At 63.7% G+C, this 17,688-nt stretch carries 17 protein-coding genes; all 17 read left to right on the top strand.

Annotated elements, in window-relative coordinates:
- Nucleotides 1–8: 8 nt before the first annotated feature.
- The 17 genes from KUW00_RS17645 (at nt 9) to KUW00_RS17725 (ending at nt 17,495) form a co-directional block, all read left to right on the top strand.
- Nucleotides 9–1,022 (top strand): cupin domain-containing protein, encoded by a 1,014-nt coding sequence (locus KUW00_RS17645; RefSeq protein ID WP_222569722.1) that lies wholly within the window; start codon nt 9–11, stop codon nt 1,020–1,022.
- Entirely contained in the window at nt 1,019–1,795 is a 777-nt protein-coding gene (locus KUW00_RS17650) for an alpha/beta fold hydrolase (RefSeq protein ID WP_222569723.1), read from the top strand. The genes KUW00_RS17645 and KUW00_RS17650 overlap by 4 nt, the downstream gene beginning before the upstream one ends.
- 17 nt (nt 1,796–1,812) lie before the next feature.
- The gene (locus KUW00_RS17655; protein WP_222569724.1) at nt 1,813–2,514 is read left to right on the top strand and encodes an RraA family protein; all 702 of its coding nucleotides are present in this window, start codon (nt 1,813–1,815) and stop codon (nt 2,512–2,514) included.
- A 153-nt stretch (nt 2,515–2,667) separates the two neighbouring features.
- Nucleotides 2,668–3,648 (top strand): ester cyclase, encoded by a 981-nt coding sequence (locus KUW00_RS17660; RefSeq protein ID WP_222569725.1) that lies wholly within the window; start codon nt 2,668–2,670, stop codon nt 3,646–3,648.
- A 167-nt stretch (nt 3,649–3,815) separates the two neighbouring features.
- Nucleotides 3,816–4,079, top strand: a complete 264-nt coding sequence (locus KUW00_RS17665; RefSeq protein ID WP_222516625.1) for a DUF997 family protein — start codon at nt 3,816–3,818, stop codon at nt 4,077–4,079.
- A gap of 48 nt (nt 4,080–4,127) precedes the next feature.
- Nucleotides 4,128–5,645, top strand: a complete 1,518-nt coding sequence (locus KUW00_RS17670) for a sodium/pantothenate symporter (RefSeq protein ID WP_222569726.1) — start codon at nt 4,128–4,130, stop codon at nt 5,643–5,645.
- A 141-nt stretch (nt 5,646–5,786) separates the two neighbouring features.
- The gene (locus KUW00_RS17675) at nt 5,787–6,134 is read left to right on the top strand and encodes a hypothetical protein (RefSeq protein WP_222569727.1); all 348 of its coding nucleotides are present in this window, start codon (nt 5,787–5,789) and stop codon (nt 6,132–6,134) included.
- Nucleotides 6,131–6,811, top strand: coding sequence for an ester cyclase (locus KUW00_RS17680; RefSeq protein WP_222569728.1), 681 nt, complete (start codon nt 6,131–6,133; stop codon nt 6,809–6,811). Before KUW00_RS17675 ends, KUW00_RS17680 begins: the two co-directional genes overlap by 4 nt.
- 13 nt (nt 6,812–6,824) lie before the next feature.
- A complete protein-coding gene (locus tag KUW00_RS17685; RefSeq protein WP_222569729.1) occupies nt 6,825–7,394 on the top strand; it encodes an ester cyclase in 570 nt (189 codons plus the stop codon).
- Complete coding sequence (locus KUW00_RS17690) at nt 7,391–8,452, top strand: ester cyclase (protein ID WP_261392252.1); 1,062 nt, start codon at nt 7,391–7,393, stop codon at nt 8,450–8,452. Before KUW00_RS17685 ends, KUW00_RS17690 begins: the two co-directional genes overlap by 4 nt.
- A gap of 585 nt (nt 8,453–9,037) precedes the next feature.
- Nucleotides 9,038–10,327 carry an NAD(P)/FAD-dependent oxidoreductase gene (locus tag KUW00_RS17695; protein WP_222516621.1) on the top strand — a complete coding sequence of 430 codons (1,290 nt, stop codon included), beginning with the start codon at nt 9,038–9,040 and terminating at the stop codon, nt 10,325–10,327.
- A gap of 28 nt (nt 10,328–10,355) precedes the next feature.
- Nucleotides 10,356–11,513 (top strand): ABC transporter ATP-binding protein, encoded by a 1,158-nt coding sequence (locus tag KUW00_RS17700; RefSeq protein ID WP_222569730.1) that lies wholly within the window; start codon nt 10,356–10,358, stop codon nt 11,511–11,513.
- Nucleotides 11,514–11,524: 11 nt separating this feature from the next.
- Complete coding sequence (locus KUW00_RS17705) at nt 11,525–12,442, top strand: ABC transporter permease (protein ID WP_222569731.1); 918 nt, start codon at nt 11,525–11,527, stop codon at nt 12,440–12,442.
- Entirely contained in the window at nt 12,439–13,233 is a 795-nt protein-coding gene (locus KUW00_RS17710; RefSeq protein WP_108132908.1) for an ABC transporter permease, read from the top strand. The genes KUW00_RS17705 and KUW00_RS17710 overlap by 4 nt, the downstream gene beginning before the upstream one ends.
- A 98-nt stretch (nt 13,234–13,331) precedes the next feature.
- Nucleotides 13,332–14,399: a PotD/PotF family extracellular solute-binding protein gene (locus KUW00_RS17715; protein ID WP_222569732.1), complete on the top strand. Its 1,068-nt coding sequence runs from the start codon at nt 13,332–13,334 to the stop codon at nt 14,397–14,399.
- 111 nt (nt 14,400–14,510) lie between these two features.
- Nucleotides 14,511–15,878 carry a glutamine synthetase family protein gene (locus KUW00_RS17720; protein WP_045995153.1) on the top strand — a complete coding sequence of 456 codons (1,368 nt, stop codon included), beginning with the start codon at nt 14,511–14,513 and terminating at the stop codon, nt 15,876–15,878.
- Between the two features lie 294 nt (nt 15,879–16,172).
- Nucleotides 16,173–17,495 carry an NAD(P)/FAD-dependent oxidoreductase gene (locus tag KUW00_RS17725; RefSeq protein ID WP_045995152.1) on the top strand — a complete coding sequence of 441 codons (1,323 nt, stop codon included), beginning with the start codon at nt 16,173–16,175 and terminating at the stop codon, nt 17,493–17,495.
- Nucleotides 17,496–17,688 lie beyond the last annotated feature (193 nt).

The following is a 17,688-nucleotide window of genomic DNA, read 5'->3' on the forward strand; positions in this document are numbered from 1 at the left end:
GAAACAACATGAGCTGGACCCTGGACGCCCTTGAGGCACGCCGTGTGCGCTACGACGAACTGATTCCGTGCCGCAACGCCTTCGTCGATACCCGCTCGCCGGGCTCGGATCGCAAGGAAAACTTCACCATCATTGGCCCCGGGGTCGCAGAGAACCCCCATCAGTATGTGCACATCAGCGAACCCCACGGTTTCAACGTGGGCGGGGCGCGTCAGCCGGGAGGTTGCCTGAACTCCCAGCATTCCCACGAAAGCGCCGAGGTATTTATCGTGCACAGCGGCCGCTGGCGCCTGATCTTCGGGCCAGAAGGTCAGGACGGTGATCTCGAGGTTGGCCCGGGTGACGTCGCCAGCGTGCCGATCCATATGTTCCGGGGGTTCGAGAAGATCGACGAAGGTACCGGCTTCCTGTTCGTCCTGCTGGGTGGCGACGACCCTGGCCGCGTCAAGTGGGCACCCAGCGTGTTCGATCTGGCCAAGGAGCACGGCCTGGTGCTGCTCAAGGGCGGGCGTCTGGTCGATGTGGCCGCCGGAGAATCCGTGCCGGAAGGCGCCGAGCTCGAAGCCGCGCCGGATGCCGAGGAACTCGCACGCTTGATTACCCCGACGCCGCAGCGCCTGGCCGAGTGCGTGGTTCGCCGCAATGAACTGCGTGCCAATCCTCAGGCGGCGCTGGCGGGGCCGGGGGTGGAGGAGTGCCCGGTGATTGTCCCTCAGGCCAGTGGAGACGGCTTCTCTCCCGGGCCTATCGTGGGCTGGTGGCCCCACGGCTTCCAGCTGCGAGTACTACGTATGCAAAAAGGCGCAGCGACGCCCGGCTATCACTGCCACGAGCCGGAGGTGCTGTTCGTTCAGCGGGGCAGCGTCAAGGTGAAGAGTGACCAGGGAACCATCGATCTTGGGCCCGGCGATACATTTACCTCGCCCCAGGGCTGGACCCATCGGCTGATGGCCGATCAGGACGCCGAAGTGGTGGTGGCCCGAGGCACCGAGGCGCCGCGCGGACCGGTGGTGGCGGCATGAATGGCTCGATGGCGGCAGAAGGCAGCGACGGTAACCGTCTGCCGCTGATGCTGGTGCCCGGGACCCTGTGCGATGCACGTCTGTGGAGTCCTCAGATCGAGGCGCTGGGGCACGAGGTGGACACCTACGTGCCTCGCCTCGGCGCCAGCGATGACATGGACGCCCTGGCCCGGGACCTGCTGGATCAGGCCCCCTGGCCTCGCTTCAACCTGGCGGGCCTGTCCATGGGTGGCATTCTGGCCATGTCGATGGTGCGCCAGGCCAGTGAGCGTATCGAGCGCCTGGCGCTTTTTAATACCAACCCTTTCGCCGAGGTGGAGGAGCGCCGCATTCAGCGTGCCGCGGATATCCACCAGGCCGAGGAGATGGGGCTCGAGCGCTACGCTCGGGAAGTCCTGGCACCGCTGTATCCGGCGCAGGGGCAAGAACCATCGCCGGAACATACCGACCTGATAGTGAAGATGGCGAGGGGGCAAGGCCTCGAGACCTTTCGCCGCCAGTCCCTGGCGCTGCGTGATCGTGCCGACGCCAGCCAGTGGCTTGGCGCGGTTCGTCAACCGACGCTGGTGCTGTGTGGTGACGGCGACAGGCTATGCCCGGTATCCCGGCATACCTGGCTGGCGGACCACATTCCGGATACCCAACTGGTCGTGCTCGAGGGGGTAGGGCACCTCAGTACCCTGCAGGCCCCCCTAGCCGTCAACCACGCCCTGATGCAGTGGCTCGGACGTCCGGCAGGCGAGGACGCCGCTCCGGCGAAGGCGTCTTCCTGACCACAACAACGAGACCCATGATCATGACCCCTGACCTGCTCGAACAGCTTCGTCGATTCGATACGCCGACCATCGCAAATGCGCTGGATCTGGTGCGTGGCACCCGCAGTGCCGAAGGATTTACCCGCACCCCGGTGGTGGCGGCCGATCCGTCACGCCCTCCACTGGTGGGATACGCACGGTGCGCGCGAATCAGGGGGCTGACGCCGCCCGATGAGCCTGCCGAGGCCATCCGCGAGCGGCGCATGGCCTACTACCGCTACATCGCCGAAAGTCCCGCCGACAGCCTGATGGTGATCGAGGATGAAGATGGTGATGAAGCCGTCAGTGCCTTCTGGGGAGAGGTCAACACTTGCCTCCACCACCGCTTCGGTCTGCTCGGTGTCCTGACCAACGGGGTAATTCGTGACCTCGATGACCTTGAGCCGGGATTTACGGTGCTGGGCGGCCGTGTCGGTCCGTCCCACGCCTATGTGCGCGTCACCGCGGTGGACACGCCGGTGACGGTATTCGGCCTCGAGGTGACACCGGGGGACCTGATCCACGCCGACCGCCATGGCGCGGTACGGCTGACACCGGATGAGGCCAGGGCACTGCCCGAGGCCATCGATCGCATCGTCGGCGCCGAGCAGGAACTTCTGGAGCGCATACGTCGTCCCGGTTTCGACCTTCAGGGACTGATGGATGCCTGGGCAGCATTCGAGAAGCGCCGCGTCTAGCGGCTCCGATAGCCCTGCCTGGCGGTAGTCGCCCGCTCTGGCTCGATGGCAGCAAAAGGTTTGGCGATGTGGCGCACGCAGGCGCTATCCCATCCAGGCGCCAGATAGCGAGACCCGTTGATAAAAAAGCAGATAGAGCAACAAGGACCCCTGATGAAAGGTTTCAATGACGACTACGAGACGTTCCCGGATTTCATCCATGGAATCACCCATGAAATCTGGGAGGAGCGTGGCGTAGGTGCGGCGCTCAAGCGCTACTACGCCGATGACGTGCTGGTCAGGGCGCCCAGCGGCATCCTTACCGACAATACCGGTGTCACCGCCGCCACCCTGGCGACCCTCAACGAGTTTCCGGACCGTCAACTGGTGGGTGAGGATGTGATCTGGCGTAGCGAAGACGACAGTGAACATGTCTCGTCCCATCGATTGATCTCGGTGATGCGCCATACCGGAGGCGGCGCCTACGGCGAGGCCAGCGGTCGCCTGGTTCGCTCGCGCATCATTGCCGACTGCGTGGTGCGGGAAAACCAGGTCAAGGAGGAGTGGCTGGTACGTGACCAGGCCGCCTTCGCCCGATGTCTTGGCCTTTCGCCGCGGGAACTTGCCCGGCGCCAGGTCGACAGTGATATGCGCCAGTTCGGCGAGCCGCGCTTCTTTACCCCGGCGCAGGACGTTGCCGGCACCTATCGTCCCTTTATCGCCGAGGACTCCACCGCACGCGCCTACGCCGACGGCTGGACACGCATCTGGGGGGGCAAGGAGATCTCGGCGCTCCAGCATCTCTATCATCCGGGCGCTTGTCTGCACGTTCCCGGTGGGGAATCGCGCAACGGCCATGCCGATATCGACCGCTTCCTGCTCGGCTACCTGGCCTCTTTTCCGGACGCGGAATTTTGCGTCGAACACCTGATGATCAATCGCGAGCCTGAACAGCCCGTTCGCATCGCCATGCGCTGGTCCTTGCGCGGCAGTCATTCGGGATGGGGCGCCTTCGGTGAGCCGACCGGGGCGCCGGTGTACGTGATGGGGATCACTCACGCCTACCTGACAGGCGGTCGGGTCACCATGGAATGGGTCATGGTCGATGAGGTTGCGGTGTGGAAGCAGATCGTGAGCGCGACGCTTGCGCAATGATTCTGCGTAGAAATCTTGAGAGGTGGGAGACCTATCGCGGTTCAGGGTTCGGGAAGCGCCGGTAAAGCCTTGCGTAGTGCATCGACGGGAGAGAACAGCGGCAGTGGGCTCTCCCTGCGTTCAATTCACGGCACTTGTATCTGAGAAAAACAATCTAGGAGAGTGCAATGAGTGAATCATCCGACAGCAAGATGGGCCGTGCCTACTACATGCGTACGCGCCGGGAAGCCATGGTCGCCGGCATTATCTGGGTCGTGTTTCTGGTCTGGACCGTGGGGGTGTCCTACATCCTCGGATACCGCAACAACGACCTTTCGACAACCATGGGAATACCCACCTGGATCTTCTGGGGAGTGCTTGTGCCGTTCTACGCCGCCGCGCTGACGAACAGTATCTATGCCTTCTTCTATCTCCAGGATGATCCCGAGTAGCGAGAGCCGAACATGACAATCTACAAGATGGCTTCGAGGCGCTGATCCATGTATTCAGAAAATTCAACGAGTGTTGCGCTGGTGATCGCCTTGTATCTGGCAGTCACCTTTATCTTTGCCTTCGTCAGCGGTCGCAAGACCAGCAAGGGCGAATTCATGGAGGAGTATTTTGTCGGTGGACGGCAGACCGGCCCCTGGGTTCTGGGCCTGACCTGGATCGCCACCATGGCCAGTGGAGGCACCTTTATCGGCGTGCCTGGCCTGTTGCATACCTATGGCTGGATCGTCTTTCTGTGGATCGCCGGTTTCATGGTAGTCATCACCACAGGGTTCGGCATTCTTGGCAAGCGAATTGGTCAGATCGGGCGCAAGACCGGCGCGCTGACCTTCCCGGATCTGCTGCGTGATCGGTTTGAAAGCCCGATGATCGGCGTGCTGTCTGCAGTCATGATCGTGATTCTGTACCTGGCCTTCATGGTGGCCCAGTACGCTGCAGGTGCCCGAGTGCTGGAAGCCGTTGTCGGCATTCCCTACCAGTGGGGCGTGATCGGTTTTGCGGTATCCGTCGCGCTCTATACCGCCTACGGCGGCTTTCGGGCGGTGGCGTGGACCGACAGCTTCCAGGCCATTGTCATGCTGTTCGGGGTCATGCTGACGGCGTACTTCGCGGTCAAGATGGCAGGGGGACTCGAGGCGATTCAGGCGGGACTGATCGAACAGTCGCCGGAGCTGGTGTCCGGGCCGGGACCCAAGGACTTCCTGCCACTCGTTGCTGCCGTGTCGTTCTTCGTGCTGATGCCACTGTCGCAGCTGGGCCAGCCGGCACTGGTCAGCCGTTTTCTGACCTTCAACGACTCTGCCGTGCTCAAGCGGGCGGCGCTGATGACCGGACTCTACGTCGCCATCATGTACCCGTTGATCATGCTGGTAGGGGTAACAGGACGGGTGCTGATTCCCGAACTGGAGTCGCCGGACCATGCCCTGACCGCGACCGTCATGATGGCACTTCCGGCCGCGATCGCCGGCTTCATCATCGCAGCACCAGTGTCGGCCATCATGTCGTCGCTTAGCTCCTTCCTGCTGGTGACCGCCGGTGCCCTGGTGCGCGATATCTATCAGCATAGTTTCGAGCCTAACATGAGCGGCGAGAAGGCCAAGAAGCTGACCCATCTGATGACCTTCAGCGTCACCATCGTGGGGGTAATCCTGGCCTTCAATCCCCCCAAGCTGCTGCAGTTGATCGTGGTCTTCGCCGGGGCCGGCCTCGGGGCCACCTTTGCCTGGCCGACGATCTTCGCCATCTTCTGGCCACGCATGAACCGCATGGGCTGTCTGCTCGGCATGCTGGTGGGATTCCTGTCCTTCGTGCTGCAGTACGTGACCGTGGGGAGCACCAGCCTGTTCGGTATTCATCCCTTCGTCTGGTCGTTCGTGTTGTCGGCGCTGGCCTGCATTCTCGGCAGTCGCCTGGCGCCCAGGCAGAGCACCGAAGTACTGGAGGTCTACTTCGGCGACCGTACGCGCTCACGCAAGGAGAAGAAAAAGCTGCAGGAGGCTTCTGCCTGATCGACACCCAGGAGGATGACAGGCCAGGGGCCGTCGTCCGCGTCAGTGGACATCCTCGCAACGAGGGTAAGACACCGGCGTGGGCGGCAGCCCTCCTGGCCTTCTTTGCTATTGGATTCCCTTGTCACGCAAGGAGGCAGCATGGTCAATGATCCTTCCCCAAAACAGTCGGTACGGGCCTTCCAGGCAGCGCTGGATGCGGCCGATGCCAGCACGGTCGGCCAGGTGTTGTCCCGGTACTGTTCATCGAATCTGCGCTGGTACGGGGTCCACCCCTTCGGTGAGTTGTCCGGTATCGAGGACGTCGCTGGGCGATTCTGGCAACCCTTCAAGACCGCCTGGCGACATGTCCAGCGCCGCCAGGACGTCTTCTTTGGCGGCCGCCATGGTGCCGATGGGCAAGAATGGGTGGTCAGCATGGGGCATCTGGTCGGGCTGCGTGACGCACCCTGGCTCGGCATCCCGGCATCCCGGCAACCGGCAAGTTGAGTGCGCTGCGTTACGCCGAGTTCTACCGTGTTGAGGCTGGCCGAATTACCGCCATGTCACTGTTCTTCGACCTGATCGACGTGATGCGACAGGCGGGCTTCGACCCCTTGCCCCATCAACGGGGAGCGGCAGGGCTAGTCCCCGGGCCTCGCTACCATGATGGCCTGCTGTTCGAGGACCGCCCGCCACAACAGGGCGCGCAGACCCTGGCGCTGGTCGAGGCCATGGTCGACGATCTTTCGCGTCTCAACGCCAGTGGCTCGGATGACTGCCCGCCACAGCGACTGGCGCGTTTCTGGCATCACGACATGGCCTGGTACGGTCCCGCAGGCATTGGTTCCACGCTGACCATTGAGCGCTATCATGCCCAGCACCAGATGCCGTTTCGTCGTGGCCTCACGAACAAGGTCTTTAATGGCCATATGGCACGTTTTGCCGAAGGCGACTACGCCGCCTTCTTTGGCTGGCCCAACCTTACCCATCAGCCTGTGGGCGGCTTTCTCGGTTTGCCCGCCTGCGAACGCAGGGTCGACATGCGGGTGGTCGATGTCTACCGGCGTGAGGGTGAGCGATTGGCCGAGAACTGGGTTCTGATCGATCTGCCCCACTGGCTCGACCAGCAGGGCGTCGACGTGCTGGCTCGCTGCCGAGACTGGGCACAGCCGACTACATCGTAGCGAGGAGACAGACATGGCCGGAGCGAGACCCGAGCAGGGCCAGTTGACACGAGACAACGATCTGTCGAGAACCGCCGAGACCGAGGCTGCGATCGATGCCATGGTCGATGGTCTCAATGATCACGATATCGAGGGTATGGGGCGCTTTTTCGACGAGGAATTTCGCTGGCTTGGCAATGCGGGATGCGGCGTCAAGATGGGCCTCGACCAGTTCCAGCGGCATTGGCAGATGCCGTTTCAGCATGCCTTTTCCGATAAGGTCTGCATCGATGAGGCTCGCGTCGTGCAAGGACAGTGGTGTGCAGCCTTCGGTCGCCAGGAGGCGGTTCATAGCGGGGAGTTCATGGGCATTCCCGCCACCGGTAAACGGGTGGAGATCCGTTACATGGACTTCTGGAAGGTGGTGGACGGCAAGATCGTCGACAACTGGGTGATGGTCGACTTTCCCTACGTAATGCAGCAGCTGGGTGTGGACCCGTTCGGTGGACATGGCTGGGAACGATTCGACAGCCACCGGCGAGCGCTGCGGACCGGTGAGCGTGATGAGGGAGAGCAGCCATTGGCCAAGGAGGGAGATCGATGATGTGTTGCCGAGAGGTGATCGATCGCTGGCGCGCGCTGTGGTACGACAAGGTGCATGGCTTCGACGACGGGGAGCTTGAGCGCGCGCTTGCCGAGCTGATGCATGACGAATGTCACTGCCATCTGGCGTACCCCCTTGGCGAGTGCGTCGGGCCGCAGGAACTGCTGGAGAGCATCTATCGCCCGCTGCTGGCGGCGGTACCGGACCTCGAGCGTCGTGACTATATCGTGGTTTCAGGCGCGGCGTACGAGAGCATCGGCGGCCCGCCGAGCACAGCGCACTGGGTCGGTTGCGCCGGCTTCTATACCGGGGTGTTCGAGACACCCTGGCTGGATATTCCCGCCACCGGCCATATCATGACCCTGCGCTACGCAGAGTTCTTTCGCATCGAGGCCGGTCGCATCGTCGAGATGCGGGCGCTGTGGGATATCCCCGAGGTGATGCTGGGCGCTGGCGCCTGGCCCATGGTGCCGAGCCTGGGATGCGAGATGCTGGTGCCGGGGCCTGCGACCCAGGATGGTATTCATCCCGGACTCGGCATCGAACCCGAAGGCCAGGTGCGCCGGGCGGCGGCCAGTCTCGATCTGGTCAACCGCATGCTCGAGGGGCTCGGCCGCTACGCCGAAGGGGGGGTGGCGGCCATGGAACTCGAGCGCTACTGGCATCCGCGCATGATGTGGTATGGCCCGGCTGGCATCGGTTCAGGCCGGCGGGTCTCCGGCTTTCGCCAGTGGCATCAGCGGCCCTTCCTGGCGGGAATGCCGGATCGTCGCAACGATGGCCATCATGTGGTGTTCAGTGAAGGGGACTATGTAGCGCTGTGCGGTTGGCCAGCGCTGGAGGCGACCATCAGCGGCGATGGCTGGCTGGGTATCGCTCCGGGCGGTCAGCAGGTGCGTCTGCGGAGTCTGGATTTCTGGCGTTGCGAGGATGCCCTGATTCGTGAGAACTGGGTGCTGGTCGACCTGCTGGATGTCTACCGGCAGCTTGGCGTTGATGTTCTGGCGCGGATGCGTCAGATGACGGGTGGGCTCCGGAGTGAGCGATCTTCACTCTAGGGCTTGTCTGAAAAGTGCCTGCGCTCGGTAATACGGCGTTAAAAATCGGATCAAAATGCTCATTTACACCCCGTAAACTGCGCTTTCTCACCGATTTTTGCCTTGTCTAACCTTCGCTCGTCGACTTTTCGGACAGCGCCTAGGCTTGCCTGAAAGATGTCTGCGCTCGACGGTATCTTAGACCGAGCCTGGCAACTGTCCTGAAATCCCTTCCTTGTGGCGGGAGAGGGCGCCCTTGAACGGGCGTCCGCCGCTTCTGCCCGACATTTCTTGCCCCAGCGGTCTCGCATATACTCGACAGTCCCTGCCGGAGCTTGTCCGGCCCACCTCTGACCCGATCTGATCTGGTCGGTGCCGGGCGGCGGCTTGGCGCGCCTGTGCGTCGAGCGCAAGAGGGGCACGTTCAGCTTGCCTTGCTGTTAAAGGCGATGCGTATCGAATCGCTGACGTTGAAGTCAGGAATTTAGTGTTATTGGATACTTGACGCCTGGTGGCGAGAAAGTGGCACACTGTCGGTGTCACCTTCATGCGAAGGTGCGAGATTCAATAACAACAAGCGCATTGCGCAACCAATACGGACTCTCTATGACAGATTCCTCCACGTCCGAGGCCGCCTCCTGGTACCGCGATTCCGTCCGGGTCGAGCTGTTGCCGACATCCAGGCTCGAGGGCGACGTTCGCGCTGACGTCTGTGTGATCGGGGCCGGGGTGACGGGCTGTTCGGCGGCGCTGCATCTGGCCGAGCAAGGCTACAAGGTGGTGGTGCTGGAAGCCCATGACGTCGGCCATGGCGCCTCCGGTCGCAGCGGCGGCCAGATCCTGCCCGGGCTCGGTACCGACATGGACACCGTGGAACAGGCGCTTGGCCTGTCGGCGGCCCGCGATATCTGGGAAATGAGCCGCGAAGCGGTGCGCCTGACCGCACAGCTGGTCGAGCGTCACGCCATTCCCTGCGACCTTGCCTGGGGCTACCTGCATGCGGCGGTCAAGCCGCGCCATGTGCGCGAGTTGCGCGCCTTCCAGGAGACCATGGCGCACAAGTACGACTACCAGGCGCTGGAATGGCGCGAAGGGCAGTCGCTGCGCGAACATGTGGTCACCGACGCCTACCCGGCGGCCCTGTGGGAGGCCGAGGGCGGGCATCTGCATCCGCTCAACTATACCCTCGGCCTGGCCAGGGCCGCCCAGCAGGCGGGGGCGATCTTCCACTCGCACAGCCCGGTCACCGCGGTGACCAAAGGCGAGCCTGCCCGGGTGAAGACCGCCGGCGGAGAGGTCACCGCCGATAGCGTGGTGGTGGCGACCAACGCCTACGGCATCGACCTGTTGCCGGAGATGCGCGGGCGCATCATGCGCTGTGCCAACTACATGATCGCCACCGAGCCGATGAGCGAGCAGCAGGCGGCCCAGGTGCTGCCGAAGAATGACGCCCTGGCCGATGCCAATTTTGTGCTCGACTACTATCGGCTGTCGGCGGATCGACGCCTGATCTATGGCGGTGAAGTCAGCTACGACGGGCGCCCGCCCAAGGGGCTCGAGGCGCGCATCGACGGCAAGATCCGGCGCCTGTTCAAGGTGCTCGATGATGTCGAGATCGCCTACCGTTGGGGCGGTGACGTGGCCATCACGCTCAATCGCGCCCCGGACTTCGGCAGACTGGCCGCCAACCTCTACTATGCGCAAGGCTACTCCGGTCATGGCATGGCCATGGCGGGACTGGCCGGCAAGTTGCTGGCCGAGACCATCGCCGGGCAGAGCGAGCGCTTCGACGTCTTTGCCGCCATGCCCCATCGTCGCTTCCCCGGCGGTCGCCTGTTGAGAACACCGCTGTTGCTGCTGGCCACCCACTTCTACAAGCTTCGCGATCGGCTGTGAGCTGCCGACAACGACGAGGAATGCCCCTATGACCGAGACCTCCACCGCCGAGCGTCACTCACAGCGCCGGGATGAACCCCATGATGGCGTACGCCCGGGCGTCGATGCCGACGGCTCCGAGCGGACCGCCTCCGCGATCCATATGCAGGGCCTGCACAAGCGCTTCGGCGCCAGTACGGTGGCGCTCGATGGCGTCGATCTGACCATCGAGGCCGGCGAGTTCTTTACCCTGCTGGGCCCATCGGGCTGTGGCAAGACCACGCTGCTGCGCATCCTGGCGGGTCTGGAAGACGCCGATCAGGGACGCCTGACCATCGGTGAGCGCGACGTCACCGAGGTGGCGCCGCACCATCGCAGCGTCAATACCGTGTTTCAGTCCTACGCGCTGTTTCCCCACCTGTCGGTGCGCGACAATCTGGCCTTCGGTCTCAAGATGCGCGGTGTCGATCGTGCCGAGCGCGAGGCACGGGTCGAGCGCATCGCCGAGTTCATCCAGTTGGGCGATCTGATCGATCGGCGCATCGATCAGCTCTCCGGCGGACAGCGTCAGCGCATCGCCCTGGCCCGGGCGCTGGTCTGCGAGCCCGACGTGCTGCTGTTGGACGAGCCGCTGTCGGCGCTCGACGCCGGCCTTCGCAGCCAGCTACAGGTTGAATTGCTGAGGGTGCAGAAGCGCCTGGGCATGACCTTCGTCTTCGTGACCCATGATCAGGACGAGGCCATGGTGATGTCCGATCGCATCGCCGTGCTCAATGGCGGGACCATCCAGCAGGTGGGGCCACCTCGGGAGGTCTACGAGCGCCCGGTCAATGCCTTTGTCGCCCGTTTCATGGGCCATGCCAACCTCTATCCGATCAGCGCCCGACAGGGCCAGCGCGTGACCACCGAGCTTGGCGAGCTGGAGCTCGAGCCCGACCTCGACACGCCACAGCAGGGAGGCGGCGAGCTGTTGCTGATTCGCCCCGAGACGCTGGACGTGCGTCTGGGGCGTCATCAAGGGGTGAACCACCTGGTCGGGCGGATCACCGAACGGCTCTATCGTGGTAGCCACGCCGAGTTCCGTCTCGCGGTCGGTGACACCACCCTGCAGGCCACCATCAACAATCGCGGGCGCCGACTGCCCGAGGTCGGCGACGAGGTGACCCTGGTGGTCGCCCCGGAAGACCTCGTCACCGTGGCCAACTGAGGGGGCATGTCATGACCGATACCGCTGTCCTCGGACGCAGCCAGGGCATGGTCAGAGAAGCGCGCCATCTTCTCTTTACCGTGACACCCGGCGCGGCCTGGATCATCGCCTTTCTGGTGCTGCCCAGCGCCTACCTGATGGGCGTGGCCTTCATGACCAACGGGCCCTATGGCCTGCCGCAGATGCCGCTGTCGCTCGATTCGTTCAAGCAGCTTGCCGGCTTCGGTTTTCTGGGCTGGAGCCCGGGCAACCTCTACACCCTGTTGAGGTCGCTGTGGCAGACCCTGGTGGCGACCGGCCTGGTCGTTATCGTGGCCTATCCGATCGCCTACTACATCACCACCTGCCGGGCGAAATGGCGGCCGATCATGCTGCTGCTGGTGGTGGTGCCGTCCTGGACCAATCAGGTCATCCGTACCTTCGGCTGGATGAACCTGCTGGCGCCGGGGACGCCGCTTTCCAGCGTCGCCGAGTCGCTGGGGCTGATCGCCCCCAACATGGGGCTGTATCCGTCCAACTTCGCGGTGACCCTGGGGCTGGTCTACAACTTCCTGCCGTTCATGGTGCTGCCGCTGTACGCCGCCTTCGAGAAGCTCGACACCGCCCAGGTGGAGGCCGCCCAGGACCTCTACGCCACCCCGGTGAAGGCGTTCTGGCACGCGGTCTTTCCCCAGACCTTGCCGGGGCTGCTCGCCGGGATCGTGCTGGTGGCGATTCCGGCCTTCGGCATGTACGTGATTCCGGAACTGCTGGGCGGCGGCAAGGCGTTGATGCTCGGCAATCTGGTGGCCAACCAGTTCTCCGGTGGGTCGAACTGGCCGCTGGGCGCCGCCGGCGCCATCCTGATGCTGCTGGCGACCTTCGCCGGACTCTATGCCATGCGCCGGATCGGCAAGCGACTCGGCGGCGGTGAGGAGGTGGTGATATGAGAAAGCGCACACTCAAGCGAGGTCTGAGTGCCTTCTGGTGGCTGACCCTGGTGTTTCTTTACCTGCCGCTGGCGGTGGTGGTGCTGTTCTCCTTCAACGCCGCCAACAGCGCGGCCAGCATGACCGGACTGTCGCTGCGCTGGTACCACCAGCTGTTCGCCAATGACCAGATCATGAGCGCCTTCGGCAACACCCTGGTGCTGGCGCTGACGTCCTCGCTGATCGCCCTGGTGATCGGCTGCTTGATCGGTTATGGCATGTATCGCCACCGTCACCGCAAGCTGGGCTGGCTGATCGTGCTGATCTATCTGCCCATCGTGCTGCCGGATATCGTTTTCGGTATCTCGGAGATGGCCTTCTTCGTCAAGGTGAATGAGCTGACCGGGCTCCTGGGGCCGGGGCTGGGCACCATGATCATCGCCCACGTCACCTTCCAGATTCCGTTCGTCGCGCTGATCGTCTACTCGCGCTTCGTGGGTCTGGATCCGTCCCTGTTCGAGGCGGCCAAGGACCTCTATGCCTCGCCCTTTAAGCGAGTGGTGCACTTCATGCTGCCGACCATCAAGCCGGCGTTGATATCGGCCTTCTTTCTCTCCTTTACCCTGTCGGTGGATGACTTCGTCATCAGCTTCTTCACCTCCGGCCCGGAGAGCGCGACCCTGCCGATCTATATCTGGGGCGCGATCAAGAAGGGGGTGTCACCGGAGATCAACGCCATCGCCACACTGATGATCGCGGCGGTGGCGCTGGCCGCCCTGGCAAGCCTCGTCGTCAATCGGCGCAAGGCATGACGCCTGTGCCATTGGCGGACACAGCGGCAATCTCGGAACAGATCGATCAACACCTGACGTACCCAGACAAGACCAAGCAATACAAGGAGAAAGCAACGATGCTCAACAAGACTCGCAGCGCCCTGGGCCTCGCCGTGGCCGCCGCCATGCTCGCAGGCGTCGCCCAGGCTGAAGAGGGCAAGCTGTACCTGTTCAACTGGACCGAGTACATGGACCCCGAGATCATCGAGGCCTTCGAGGAAAAGTATGACGTCGAGGTGGTGACCAACTACTTCAACTCGAACCCGGAGATGATCGCCAAGCTCAATGCCGGTGGCACTTCCCAGTACGACATCGTGGTGCCGTCGAACTACTACATTCCGCGGATGATCGAGACCGGCCTGATCCAGAAGCTCGACCGCTCGCAGATTCCGAACTTCGACAACCTGGTGGCGCAGTTCAAGGATCCGAGCTTTGATCCCGGTGCCGAGTACTCCGCTGCCTACCAGTGGGGCACCACGGGCCTTGTCTACAACACCGAGACCTTCCCCGATGCGCCCAAGAGCTGGTCGTTGCTGTTCGACCCCGAGGTCAACGGCGACTATCCGTTCTCGATGATCCAGGACGGCCAGGTCGCCACCGGCAGCGCCTGCGCCTATCTGGGCGCGAGCTTCGACTGCAGTGGTCTGGATGACCTGAAGAATGCCGCCAGACTGCTGATCGAGACCAAGAATCGCGACAACTTCTCGGGCTTCACCGACGGCACACCGACCCTGCAGCAGCTGGCCCGGGGCGTCACCCACGTGGGCATGTCCTTCAACGGCGACTACCTGTACTTCAAGGATGAGGACCCGGAGACCTTCGAACATCTGGACTTCGTGATTCCCGACGAAGGCGCCGAGATGTGGGTCGACTCCATGGTCATCCCCTCCGAGGCACCCAACCCGGAGCTCGCGCACAAGTTCATCGACTTCATCCTGGACGCCGAGATCGGTGCCCAGCTGTCGAACTACAACTACTACGCCAGCCCCAACGAGGCGGCGCGCCCGCATCTCGACGAGGTGCTGACCCAGCCGCCGACCCAGCCCAGCGAAGAGGACATGGCGCGGCTTGTCTTCACCCCCAGCCTGTCCGGTCAGCAACTGCAGACCTTTCAGCAACTGTGGTCAGAGGTAAAGGCTCGGTGAAGGGATTGGCCCAGGGGCGTTGATGCGCCCGGGGCCGCCCTGCAAGGAAAGAGCCCCGGCGACGTCGGGGCTCGGCCACCGAGTGAGACACTCACGTAACGGAACACTCTCATGAGTAACCGCCAGGAAAGCCCAGCGCTCAGCGACTGGTTCAAGCAGTACGGCATCACCGAGGTGGAGTGCCTGGTCACCGACCTTACCGGCATCCTCAAGGGCAAGATCATGCCCGCGGGCAAGTACCTCAACGGCGGACGACCGCGCCTGCCGGACTCCATCTTTATCCAGACCGTCACCGGGGGCTATCCCGACGATGACGACATCCGCTTCTGGAATCCTGCCGAGCGGGACATGGAGCTGGTGCCTGACCCCAACGCCGTCTTCCTGGTGCCCTGGGCCGACGATCCTACCGCCCAGATCATCCACGACTGCCACTATCTGAGCGGCGAGCCGGTGGAGCTGGCGCCGCGCTATGTGCTCAAGCGTGTGCTGGAGCTGTACCAGGCACGTGGCTGGGTCCCGGTGGTGGCACCGGAGGTGGAGTTCTTCCTGGTCAAGACCAACACCGACTCCGACTACCCGCTGGAGCCGCCGGTGGGGCGCACCGGTCGCCAGGAAAGCAGTCGCCAGAGTTTCTCCATCGATGCGGTCAACGAGTTCGATCCGCTGTTCGAGGAGATGTACGACTACTGCGAGGCGATGAACCTGGATCTGGATACCCTGATCCACGAAGAGGGCGCCGGGCAGATGGAGGTCAACTTCCAGCACGGTGATCCGCTGGCGCTGGCCGACCAGGTGGTGCTGTTCAAGCGGGTACTGCGCGAGACCGCGTTGCGCCACGGCATGTACGGCACCTTCATGGCCAAACCCATGGCCAACGAGCCGGGCAGCTCGATGCACATTCACCAGAGCCTGATCGACCCGGCCAGCGGACGAAATCTGTTTGCCGGCGAGGATGGCCAGCCCAGCCGTCTGTTCCACCACTTCATCGGCGGCCTGCAGCGCTACCTGCCCTCGGCGATGCCGCTGCTGGCCCCCAACGTCAACTCCTACCGGCGGCTGCTGCGTACCGAGACCTCGGGCTCGGCGCCGATCAACGTCGAGTGGGGCATGGACAACCGTACCGTGGGCCTGCGCGTGCCGGTCTCCGGGCCCGAGGCCACCCGGGTCGAGAACCGACTGGCCGGTGCCGACGCCAATCCCTACCTGGTCATGGCGGCGTCACTCGCCTGTGGTTACCTCGGCATGCTCGGCCAGGTGGAGCCCCGCCCGCCCATGGTCGGCTCGGCCTGGTCCGGCGGCAACAAGCTGCCTGACGATATCGGACCGGCGCTGGACCTGCTGCACGAGTGTGACGCCCTGGCAGGTATCCTCGGCGAGCGCTTTACCAACAGCTACCTGGCGGTAAAGCGGGCCGAGCACCGTGAGTACTTTCAGGTGATTTCGTCCTGGGAGCGTGAGCACCTGCTGCTGCGGGTGTGAGCCGCGGCCTTGGAGGACGCCCTGGGGTGGCGCAAGCCTGAGAAGGTGGCGCGAAGCTCAGAGAGTGGTGTAGGCCTGAGAAGGTGGCGCGATCCCGAGAAGGTGGCGCAAGCCCGAGACGGTGGCATGAGGCACCATCAGCGAGCCAGGCCAGGTGCCTGGCTCGCTGCGTTGTGGGGCTATGGCGTCGGTGCGTGGTGGTGATTATTCCATGTCTTTATCTTGAAGATATCTCCTTTCGCCGCGTAGAATGCGATCTAGTGTTGAATAAAATAACCACTTTGGGAGTCCGTCATGTCCAGCCGTTCCACCGCTACCGATCCCCGTGGAGGGGCCGCCGAGGTCCAGCATGCCGCGTCCTGGTATGCCGCCTCGGCCAATGCCTCACCCCAGCGCCCGGCCCTCGAGGGAGAGGTAAGCTGTGATGTCTGCGTGGTCGGGGCCGGCTTCACCGGCATCTCCGCCGCGCTCCATCTGGCGGAGCAGGGGCTCAAGGTGGTGGTACTGGAGGCGGCCAGGGTCGGTTACGGCGCCTCGGGCCGCAACGGCGGTCAGATCGTCAACAGCTACAGCCGCGACATGGACGTGATCGAGGACAAGTACGGTGCCGACACCGCGCGTGCCCTCGGCGACATGGCCTTCGAGGGCAATCGCATCATCCGTGAGCGCATCGCCCGCTACGACATCCAGTGCGACCTGCGTGAAGGCAACCTGTTCGCCGCCTGCAACGAGCGCCAGCTCAAGGGGCTGCGCGAGCATCAGGCGCTGTGGCAGCGCTACGGCCACGACGGGCTGGAGCTGTTGGAAGGCGACGCCTGTCGCCGCGAGGTGGGCAGCGATCGCTACACCGGCGCCCTGGTGGACCACTCCGGCGGTCACCTGCATCCGCTCAACCTGGTACTGGGCCAGGCGGCGGCGCTGGAATCCCTGGGCGGTGTGATCTTCGAGCAGAGCCCGGTGGAGTCGCTGGTGCACGGCCAGCCGGTGGTACTGAAGAGCCGCAACGGCAGCGTTCGCGCCGAGCGTGTGGTGATGGCGGGCAACGCCTACATGAGCGGCGTGATGCCGGAGCTCGAGGCCAAGTCGATGCCCTGCGGCACCCAGATCATCACCACCGAGCCGCTCGGCGAGGACCTGGCCCGGGAGCTTCTGCCCAACAACATGGCGGTGGAAGACTGCAACTATCTGCTCGACTATTTCCGCCTGACCCGCGACAACCGCCTGATCTACGGCGGGGGAGTCAACTACGGCGGCGAGGACCCCCAGGACATCGAGGCGGTCATTCGTCCCAAGATGGAAAAGACCTTCCCGATGCTCAAGACGGTCAAGGTGGACTACGCCTGGAGCGGGACCTTCCTGATGACCCTCAACCGACTGCCCCAGTTCGGGGTGATCAATGACAACGTCTACTACGCCCAGGGCTACTCCGGCCACGGCGTGACCTGCACCCACCTGGCCGGTCGCCTGATCAGCGAGGTGATGACCGGCCGTGACGAGCGCTTCGATGCCTTCGCCGGCCTTCCGCACCTGCCGTTCCCTGGCGGCCGCATGCTCAGGGTGCCGCTGTCCGCCATCGGTGCCTGGTACTACCAGACCCGGGACAAGCTGGGTATCTAGCCGCTGGTCGGTGTCACAGACAAGTGCGGGCAAGCCAATGGCCGCGGGATGCTTCGTGGCCCGCGCTCCCGGCTTTTGAGCCCCATTGTCGCGTCTCGCCCAACGCCTCGCTGCCTCCGGCAGCGAGGCGTTGTGATGAGTGGGCAGGGGTGTGCCAATGGCATAAGAGGCGAGGGCAGCAGCGCCCATCGTC

The sequence above is a fragment of the Halomonas sp. DP5N14-9 genome (assembly GCF_019802175.1).
In the GTDB taxonomy this organism is placed as follows: domain Bacteria; phylum Pseudomonadota; class Gammaproteobacteria; order Pseudomonadales; family Halomonadaceae; genus Halomonas; species Halomonas litopenaei.